The organism is Streptomyces torulosus (assembly GCF_001419765.1).
GTDB classification, from domain to species: domain Bacteria; phylum Actinomycetota; class Actinomycetes; order Streptomycetales; family Streptomycetaceae; genus Streptomyces; species Streptomyces torulosus.
The window spans coordinates 1-9,009 of sequence record NZ_LIRK01000430.1 but is presented as its reverse complement, the minus strand read 5'-3'; the positions used below and the strand labels follow the sequence as shown (position 1 = coordinate 9,009).

The following is a 9,009-nucleotide window of genomic DNA, read 5'->3' as shown; positions in this document are numbered from 1 at the left end:
TTCTGGGCCTGCGGGTCGGCGCCGCCGCCGACCCGGTCGCCCCGCCCTCCGCCCCGCAGGGCCTCGCGGCCCAGGTTCCGGCGGGCGCCGCCCACTCCCAGCATGTTTCCTGCTCCACCACGGGTCATGACGGTCTCCTTCTCTTCATCGGCGAAGTTCGGGACGATACGTTCCGTCTCGCCTGTTGACCGCTCCACTGTCAGGCGAGACGGAACGTCTTGTCAACCTGATAAGTTCGAGGCATGGCCAACAAGACCGCCCCTGACTCCACCCGCCGCAGCGAGAAGTCCCGCCGCGCCATCTACGACGCCGCCCTCGCCCTCGTCGGCGAGGTCGGCTACCAGAAGACGACCATCGAGGGCATCGCCGCCCGCGCCGGCGTCGGCAAGCAGACGATCTACCGCTGGTGGTCGTCCAAGGCGGACGTCCTGCTGGAGGCGTTCCTGGATCTGAGCGCCCAGGCGGCGGAGGCGGCGGCCCGGCCCGAGGTCCTCGGGGAGCAGGCGCAGTACGAGATCCCCGACACCGGGGACCTGGAGGCCGACCTCAAGGGCGTGCTGCGCGCCACCGTGGACGAACTGCTCGACCCCAAGTTCGAGGTCCCCTCGCGTGCCCTGGCCGCCGAGGGCGTCGTCAACCGCCAGCTCGGCACCGAGTTCGTCGCCAAGCTCCTCGAACCCCAGCTCCAGCTGTATGTGAAGCGCCTGCGCGCAGCCCAGGAGCAGGGTGCCGTGCGCCCCGACATCGACCCGCGCATCGCCCTGGAACTCTTCGTCTCCCCGCTCGCCCAGCGCTGGCTGCAGCACACGGGCCCCATCTCGTACGACTACACGGACGCACTGGTCGAATACGCCCTGTACGGCCTCGCCCCCCGCTGACGCGGTCAACTCCCCGCACCGGTGTGACCAAACCGACCGGACCGGGCCCCGCGGCGGGCCGTAAATCCCGTCAAAGCATGGAATTGCGCACCATCCCTGTCCGCGCTCCGGCTTCGCCCCACCTACCCCGGATGGGCGCTCCGGTCCCCTGCGACGCAGGATGGTGGGACGATGAGGCATGCTGTCCGCACCACAGCGAGGCGAGGGGATAGATGAGCGCGACGTTCGGCGGCCGGTCCGGTCGGCAGGGCAGGATCTCCGAGTGGCTGCGGGGCCGACGCGCAGGCCGCCCGCTCGACGAGACCCCCGACGCCGCCGGCCGTGAGGCGCTGCTGCTCGCAGCCGCCGCCGCCGGACTCCCGCTCGCGCCCGCCGCGCACCCCTCGGGCTACCGGTGCTCCTGCGACCGCGTCGGCTGTCCGACGCCCGCCCGCCACCCGGTCTCCTTCGCCTGGCAGACGCAGTCCACCACCGACCGCGCCCAGGTGGAGCGATGGGCCCGGCACCAGCCGGAGGCCAACTTCATCACCGCGACCGGCATGGTCCACGACGTGCTCGACGTACCGCTCGCCGCCGGCCGACAGGCCCTGGAACGGCTGCTCGCCGCCGGTGTGGAGGTGGGGCCCGTCGCGGAGTCGGAGTCCGAGGCGGAGGACGGACGGCTCCTCTTCTTCACCCACACCCGGGGCACCCCCGAGGACGAGGACGAGTGGTGGCCCTGCGAGCTGGACTGCCACCCCGAGACCATGGACGAGCATCCCGGCCTGCGCTGGCACTGCCGGGGCTCCTACGTCCTCGTACCGCCCGCCCGGCTCCCCGGTGACGTCGACGTCCACTGGGTGCGCGGCCCGGAGCACCCGCTGCCCGACCCGCTGAGCCTGCTGGAGATCCTCACCGACGAATGCGCCCGCCACATGGCCGGAGAACCGGATCGCACGGCCTGGCCGCAGCACGGCTGAACCCCGGAGGCGTCACCCGTCCCCAGGGAACGGGCCCCGCGTGTCACTCGCCCTTCGCGGACGTGAGGCCGCCCACCTGGCCGAGGAACTTCACCTGCTCGTCGGAGGCCGTCCGCGCCGGGTCCAGGACCGCCTGGTTGGAGACGAACTCCAGCGTCAGCGACTGCCGCGGCTCGCCCGTCATCAGCGCCCGGACAGCCGCGTCGTTGACGGGGATGTCCACTCCCTGCGCGGCCGTCTGCTTCTCGTAGTGGCGGGTCGTGAAGAAGACCAGCGCTCCACCGTCCGTGGTGCGCAGCCCGACCGGCGCGTAGTCGCCGTTCGTGAGGGGCTCGTCGACGTACTGCCGCACGATGCCCGGCCGTTGCGCGTTCTTCTGGCGCTTCGCGCGCTCCTCCGAGGTGAACGGGCCGTCGGCGAAGAGGGCGCTGTCCTCCTTCAGATACGTCACGTACTTCTCGGGCAGCTCCGCCGGGGCCACCGACAACTGGGGGTCGTCCGGGGACACCACCTGCGCGTAGCCGTCCTCGTCCTTCTTGAACTGCGGGACGTCGGCGGCGGGCATGATCGTGAGGAAGGACACCTCCCACACGTCGTCCAGACCGTCGCGGGTGAACACGAACAGCCAACGGTCGCTGTCCCGGCCCTTGTTGGCGGCCGCGTCGACCACGAACCAGCGGGGCCAGGCCGCCTTCTCGGGGATCGTGTACTTCACGTCGCTCAGCTTCAGCGGCACATGGTCGGGGTTGCCGCCCGGGCTGATCTTCGCGCCCGAGCGGAGCTTGCCGCCGTCGATGTCGGCGAGGGCGCCGGTCACCCGTGAGGCGTCCCGGGACTGGTCGTACTCCTTGTCCGCGTCGTTGTACGCGGTGGTGAACTCCTCCAGCGCCCGGGCCGCCTCGCCCTGGGTCGACGAGGGCACGATCTCCAGATCGCCGCGGACCACCACGCACGCGCTCGCCGTCAGCGACAGCACGGCCATCGCCGCGGTCAGCAGCGCTCCATGGCCGTGACGCCGAAGCCCGCGCCGCCCCTCGCGCGTACGAACCGGACGAACCTCACGAAGCCTTCGTGTGCTCGGAACCCCGCGAACCCTGCTCATCAGGAACCTTCACCTTCCCCTTCCCGGAGGCGAACCCTACCGGGGCGAGGAACAGCGCGAGCGTCGGGACCAGATACAGGACCCAGACCGTGACTTGGAGGACCGTCGGGTCGGCCTGGAAGTTGAACACGCCCTTCAGCAGGGTGCCGTACCAGCTGTCCGGCGGGATCGTCCCCGTGATGTCGAACGCCTTGTCCGTCAGCCCGGGGAGGAAGTCCGCCTCCTGGAGGTCGTGGAAGCCGTACGCGAGGACGCCGGCCGCGACGACGACCAGCATGCCGCCGGTCCACGTGAAGAACTTGGACAGGTTGATGCGCAGGGCACCCCGGTAGAACAGCCAGCCGAGGACCACCGCGCTCGCGAGGCCCAGCAGCACACCGATCAGCGGGCCCTCCGTGCCGTCGCCGGACGCCCGGACGGACGTCCACACGAACAGCGAGGTCTCCAGGCCCTCCCGGCCCACCGCCAGGAACGCGGTCGCCACCAGGGCGCCCGTGCCCAACCGCAGGGCCGTGTCGAGCTTTCCGTGCAGCTCCGACCGCAGGTGCCGGGCCGTGCGCCGCATCCAGAAGACCATCCACGTCACGAGGCCCACCGCGATGATGGACAGCGAACCGCCGAGCGCCTCCTGCGCCTCGAACGTCATCTCCTGCGAGCCGAACTCGAGGACGCAGCCGAAGCCCAGGGCGAGAGCGACGGCGGCACCGACACCGATCCAGATGGGCCGCAGGGCGTCCCGGCGTTCCGTCTTCACCAGGTAGGCGATGAGGATGCAGACGACGAGACTGGCCTCCAGGCCCTCGCGCAGCCCGATCAGATAGTTCGCGAACACGGCGTCAGCCCTCCGTCGTCGAGGAGAACAGCGCCCGGCCCCACCAGTCGTCCGCGTCCCGGACACCCGGCGGGACGGCGAAGATCGCCGAACCCACGTGCTGGATGTACTCGTTGAGCGCGTCCGTGGCCAGATTGCGCTGGATCGGGATGAACCCCTTGCGCACGTCCCGCTGGTACGCGAGGAAGAACAACCCCGCGTCCAGCCGGCCCAGTCCGTCGGTGCCGTCGGTGAACGAGTAACCGCGGCGCAGGATCGTCGCCCCGTCGTTGGAGTCGGGGTGCGCGAGCCGTACGTGCGCGTCGGGCTTCATCGCCTTCAGGAACGGCTTGTCCCGCTCCTTCGCCTTGCCGACGGGCGCGCCCTCGCCCTTGTCGCGGCCGAAGATGTCCTCCTGCTCCTGCAGCGACGTCCGGTCCCAGGGCTCGATGTGCATCCGGATGCGCCGGGCCACCAGGTACGAGCCGCCGGCCATCCAGGACGGCCCGTCCTTCTCGTCCACCCACACGTGCTTCTTCAGCCGGGCGGTCTCCGTGCCCGCGATGTTGCGGGTGCCGTCCTTGAACCCCATGAGGTTGCGCGGGGTCTGCGCCTCCGGCGTGGTCGACGAGGTCTTGCCGAAGCCGAGCTGGGACCAGCGCACCGACACCTTGCCGAAGCCGATGCGGGCGAGGTTGCGGATGGCGTGCACCGCGACCTGCGGATCGTCCGCGCACGCCTGCACGCACAGGTCGCCGCCGCTGCGGGCCCGGTCCAGGTTGTCGCCGGCGAACTGCGGCAGGTCCACCAGCGCCTCGGGCCGCTGCTTCGCCAGCCCGAACCGCTCGAACAGCGAGGGCCCGAAGCCGAGGGTGAGCGTCAGCCGGGACGGCTTCAGCCCCAGCGCCTCCCCGGTGTCGTCCGGCGGGGCCTCCGCGAGACCGCCGTACGCGCCGTCGCCGACCGCCTTCCCGGCGGTCATCCGGCGCGCGGCCTCCGTCCAGTCCTTCAGCATCGCCACGAACGCCTCGCGGTCGTCCGTCTCCACGTCGAACGCGGCGAAGTGCAGCCGGTCCTGCACCGGCGTCGCGATACCGGCCTGGTGGGTGCCGTGGAAGGCGATGGGACCGCCGGCCGCGGTCACCGTGTCCCCGGTGTCCTCGCCGGGCCGGGCCACGGCCACGGCGCCCCCGGCGACGGCGGCGCCGAGCGCGAGGCCCGCACCGCCCCAGCCGATCAGGGCGCGCCGCGACGGCGCCCGCGAGCCGTCACCGGCCGGGGCGCCGGTCCCCGCGGTGCCGGTCGAGGGGGTGTCCGTCGCGGCGGTGTCGCCGCCGGTCGCGCCGTCGGCGCTGTCGGTGGTGTTCTCGGTGGTGTCCGTCATGACTGCCGACTCTCTTCCGTCGCCTACTTCACGACCGCCGCGGCGAGCTGCGAGAGCGGCTCCGCCAGCGCGTTCACCGCGTCCGACAGCTTGTTCTGCTCGGCCTCGCCGACCTTGTCGTAGGAGACGAAGTCGTAACCCGTCTTGTCCGCGCGGTACTTGTCGAGCAGCGTGTTCAGCGCCGTGAACTGCTTGTCGAGTTCCTTCGTCAGCTCCGGGTCGTTCTCGGCGGCGACGGCCTTCAGCAGCTTGTACGACTCCTCGGCGCCCTCGACGTTCGCCTTGAAGTCGACGAGGTCGGTGTGCGAGTAGCGCTCCTCCTCGCCGGTGACCTTGCCGGTGGCGACCTCGTCGAGGAGTTCCTTGGCGCCGTTGGCCATGGAGGTCGGGGTGATCTCCGCCTTGCCGACCCGCTTCTGCCAGTCGACCAGGTCCTTCACCAGTTGGTCGGCCAGCTCGGAGTCACGGTCGGTGAGCTTGCCGTCCTTCCACAGCGAACGCTCCAGACGGTGCCAGCCGGTCCAGTCCTTCTCCGGGTCCTGGCCCTCCTCCAGACCGTCCTCGCGGACGTCGACCTTCGGGTCGATGTCACCGAAGGACTCGGCGACCGGCTCGGTGCGCTCCCAGCCGATGCGGGAGGGCGCGTACGCCTTCTTAGCCGCCTCGACGTCCCCGTCCTTGACGGCGTCGGCGAACACCTTCACCAGCGGGATCGTCTCGTCGGCCTGCGTCTGCACGTACTTGCGGTACGAGGCCACGGCCTCGTCCAGCCGCGGGTCGCGCTTGGCCACCTTGCCGGAACCGGTCGCGGTGACGTCCTGGCGTATGCCGTCGCCCTTCATGCCCGGCTTGCAGGCGATCCGGTAGTCGCCCGCCTTCACCTCGGCGGTGACCTTCTGCTTGGTGCCGGGGCCGATGTTCTCGCGCTCGGTGACGACACGGTCGTCCGGGAAGAGGAGGTAGACCTCGGTGACCTTGGAGCCCTTGTTCTCGATGTCCAGCTCGACGTGCCCCGCCGGGAACTCCTTCTTCGACACCTCGCACTTGGTGTCGGTCGCGGTCACCGCGATGACCCCGTCCGCGCCCGCGCTGCTCTTCTCGGTGCAGCCCGTGACGGCGGTCAGGGCCGCGACGGTCGTGGCGGCGGTGACGAAGGACAGTCTGAGGGGGCGCATTTCGGCTCCAAGGAAGGACACAGGGGACACACAGATAAGGTGAGGCTGCCCCAAGTTATCTGAGGCTTACCTCACCAGATGCCGTGCCTCCAGTGAAGCCCGCGCACCGGTGCCCGTACGAGCACGGCCCGATCACGGTGGCCAAAAGCAGAGTCCATGGTTCGGTCAAGGGCCGGTCAAGTTTCCCATTCCGTGGTCAAGAACCCCGTTTCGGTGTGATCAAGACATCACCGGTGCGCGGCCGCGGGTCGGCAAGCGTCCGGAAGCGACTGGACGGCCCCGGGGATGCTTCAATTCCGCATGTGACCGACTTCGATGTGCTGCGGGTGTTCTGCGGGCCCGGCGGCGGGTACGGCAACGAACTGGGCGTCGTCCGCGAGGGCTCCGTGATGCCCGACCGCGCCGACCGTCAGGCGTTCGCCGCCAAACTCGGCTTCAGCGAGACCGTGTTCGTGGACGACCCCGAGCGCGGAGTCATCGACATCTACACCCCCACGCTGCGCCTGCCGTTCGCCGGGTACCCCTGCGTCGGCACGGCCTGGCTCCTCGACGTACCCGAACTGGTCACCCCGGCCGGTGTCGTCGGCGCCCGACTGGACGGCGAGTTCAGCTGGATCGAAGCCCTGCCCGAGTGGGCCCCGCCCCGCACCTTCCGTCAGTACGGCACCGCCGCCGAGATCGACGACCTCACGGTCCCGCCGCCCGGTGAGTGGATCTACGCCTGGGCCTGGGAGGACGAGGCCGCCGGCCGGATCCGCGCCCGCGCCTTCCCCGGCCGCGACGACGGCATCGACGAGGACGAGGCCACCGGCGCCGCGGCCCTCCAGCTCACCGCGCAGCTGGGCCGCGCCCTGAACATCACCCAGGGCGCGGGATCCCAGCTCCTGACGGCCCCGCAGCCGCACGGCTGGGTGGAGGTCGGCGGAAGGGTGTTCCTGGAACGATGAGGTGGGGGTGCGGCCGGTCGTCCGACCGCTCCACCGCACCCGTCACGCGGACGGAGGGAACACGGACAGGGGGCCTCCTCGGCCCTTCCGCCGCACCCTCACGCGGACAGGGGGAACTCCTCGCCCAGGGCCAGGAACACCGCCGTGTTCAGGGCGAACGCCCGCTTGCACTCGCTCACGATCCGCTGCTTCTCCAGATCGTCGGCCCGCACCCGGTCCAGCAGCTCGCGGTACCCCCGCTTGAACGCGGCCGGATTGGCGATGTCCTCGAACACGTAGAAGCGGACGCCGTCGCCCTTCCGCTCGAAGCCCCACGTCTTCTCGGCCCGGTCCCGGATGATCTGCCCGCCGGAGAGGTCGCCGAGATAGCGCGTGTAGTGGTGGGCCACATAACCGCCGGGCCAGCTCCGCGCGCACTCGGCGACCCGCGTCGCGTACGCTTCCGTCGCCGGCAGTGCCGAGAGCGTCGAGCGCCAGCGGGGGCCGCGCAGGTGCTCCAGGTCCCGCTCCAGCGCGGGCAGCCGCATCAGCTCCGGCTGGACGAACGGCCCCGCGACCGGGTCGTCGACCAGCGCCCGCGCGCCGCTCTCCAGCGCCTCGTAGACGAACCAGAGCTGCTCGGTGTACCGCGCGTACGCCTCGACGCCGAGTTTGCCGCCGAGCATGTCGCCGATGAACGTCGTGGTCTCCGCCTCGGTGTGCTGCTCGTGCGACGCGGTGCGGATGAGCGTGGAGAACGCCGTGTCCGAGGTGACCGACGCGTTCATGAAGGCCTCCGATGCCTAGGGGGAGACGAGAAGCTGCGCTCAGTTTCGGTGGTTAGGGTTACCTAAGTCAACAGGTTCCCGACTCCCTGTCGGTAAAACGGTACCCCGGATCATCACGACTCCCACATGGAACGAGGACGCGATGAGAAAACCCGCCTGGCGGCCGGGAGGGCCGAAGGCGGGTGGGGTGGCACGGGTGTGAGTGGAGCCGCGGGCGGGCCGGGTGTCACGGGAGGGTGCCGGTGTCACGGAAGGGTGCCGGTGTCACGGAAGGGTGCAGGGCGTCACGGGAGGGTGAGGATGTCCGCCCCTGTCTCCGTGACGACCAGCGTGTGCTCGAACTGGGCGGTGCGCTTGCGGTCCTTGGTCACGACCGTCCAGCCGTCGTCCCACATGTCGTAGTCGTACGACCCGAGGGTGAGCATCGGCTCGATCGTGAAGGTCATTCCGGGCTGCATCACGGTCGTCGCGTGCGGGGAGTCGTAGTGCGGGATGATCAGCCCGGAGTGGAACGACGAGTTGATCCCGTGCCCCGTGAAGTCGCGCACGACCCCGTACCCGAACCGCTTGGCGTACGACTCGATGACCCGCCCGATGATGTTGATCTGCCGCCCCGGCTTGACGGCCTTGATGGCGCGGGTGAGGGACTCGCGGGTCCGCTCGACGAGCAGCTTCGACTCCTCGTCGACGTCGCCCACGAGGTACGTGGCGTTGTTGTCGCCGTGGACGCCGCCGATGTACGCCGTCACGTCGAGGTTGACGATGTCGCCGTCGCGCAGCACGGTCGAGTCGGGGATGCCGTGGCAGATGACCTCGTTGACGGAGGTGCACAGCGACTTGGGGAAGCCGCGGTAGCCGAGGGTGGAGGGGTAGGCCCCGTGGTCGCACATGTACTCGTGGGCGACGCGGTCCAGCTCGTCCGTGGTGACGCCGGGGGCGATGTGCTTGGCGGCCTCGGCCATCGCCCGGGCCGCGATCCGCCCGGC

The 9,009-nt window shown here is 70.4% G+C and carries 9 protein-coding genes and 1 pseudogene; 3 read left to right on the top strand and 7 right to left on the bottom strand.

Translation table 11 applies throughout. The features are described 5' to 3' along the window. Positions 1 to 128 (bottom strand): annotated as a pseudogene (locus AOK23_RS50390) (DUF6243 family protein); the annotation flags it as partial. 114 nt (positions 129 to 242) lie between these two features. On the opposite strand from AOK23_RS50390, the gene AOK23_RS27855 reads away from it, so the two are divergent. Further along, a complete protein-coding gene (locus AOK23_RS27855) occupies positions 243 to 878 on the top strand; it encodes a TetR/AcrR family transcriptional regulator (RefSeq protein ID WP_055715373.1) in 636 nt (211 codons plus the stop codon). 212 nt (positions 879 to 1,090) lie between these two features. Next, positions 1,091 to 1,837, top strand: a complete 747-nt coding sequence (locus tag AOK23_RS27850) for a bifunctional DNA primase/polymerase (protein WP_055715372.1) — start codon at positions 1,091 to 1,093, stop codon at positions 1,835 to 1,837. Positions 1,838 to 1,880: 43 nt separating this feature from the next. On the opposite strand, the gene AOK23_RS27845 is transcribed toward AOK23_RS27850, so the two are convergent. From AOK23_RS27845 to efeO, 4 genes are read right to left on the bottom strand one after another with little or no spacing between them, the layout of a single operon-like run. Then, positions 1,881 to 2,939, bottom strand: a complete 1,059-nt coding sequence (locus tag AOK23_RS27845) for an SCO2278 family lipoprotein (RefSeq protein WP_079049739.1) — start codon at positions 2,937 to 2,939, stop codon at positions 1,881 to 1,883. Beyond that, a complete protein-coding gene (gene efeU / locus AOK23_RS27840; protein ID WP_055715370.1) occupies positions 2,896 to 3,771 on the bottom strand; it encodes an iron uptake transporter permease EfeU in 876 nt (291 codons plus the stop codon). The genes AOK23_RS27845 and efeU overlap by 44 nt, the downstream gene beginning before the upstream one ends. 4 nt (positions 3,772 to 3,775) lie before the next feature. Continuing rightward, entirely contained in the window at positions 3,776 to 5,134 is a 1,359-nt protein-coding gene (gene efeB, locus AOK23_RS27835; RefSeq protein ID WP_079049738.1) for an iron uptake transporter deferrochelatase/peroxidase subunit, read from the bottom strand. Between the two features lie 23 nt (positions 5,135 to 5,157). Further along, a complete protein-coding gene (efeO, locus tag AOK23_RS27830; protein WP_055715369.1) occupies positions 5,158 to 6,309 on the bottom strand; it encodes an iron uptake system protein EfeO in 1,152 nt (383 codons plus the stop codon). Positions 6,310 to 6,611: 302 nt separating this feature from the next. Between efeO and AOK23_RS27825 the strand changes: the two genes are divergently transcribed. Continuing rightward, positions 6,612 to 7,256 (top strand): PhzF family phenazine biosynthesis protein, encoded by a 645-nt coding sequence (locus tag AOK23_RS27825; RefSeq protein WP_055537712.1) that lies wholly within the window; start codon positions 6,612 to 6,614, stop codon positions 7,254 to 7,256. A 98-nt stretch (positions 7,257 to 7,354) separates the two neighbouring features. Here the strand turns inward: AOK23_RS27825 and AOK23_RS27820 are convergent, their stop codons facing one another. Beyond that, a complete protein-coding gene (locus AOK23_RS27820) occupies positions 7,355 to 8,023 on the bottom strand; it encodes a biliverdin-producing heme oxygenase (protein WP_055715368.1) in 669 nt (222 codons plus the stop codon). 284 nt (positions 8,024 to 8,307) lie between these two features. After that, positions 8,308 to 9,009, bottom strand: a 702-nt coding sequence (map, locus tag AOK23_RS27815; RefSeq protein ID WP_055715367.1) for a type I methionyl aminopeptidase, incomplete at its 5' end; no start/stop codon positions are given.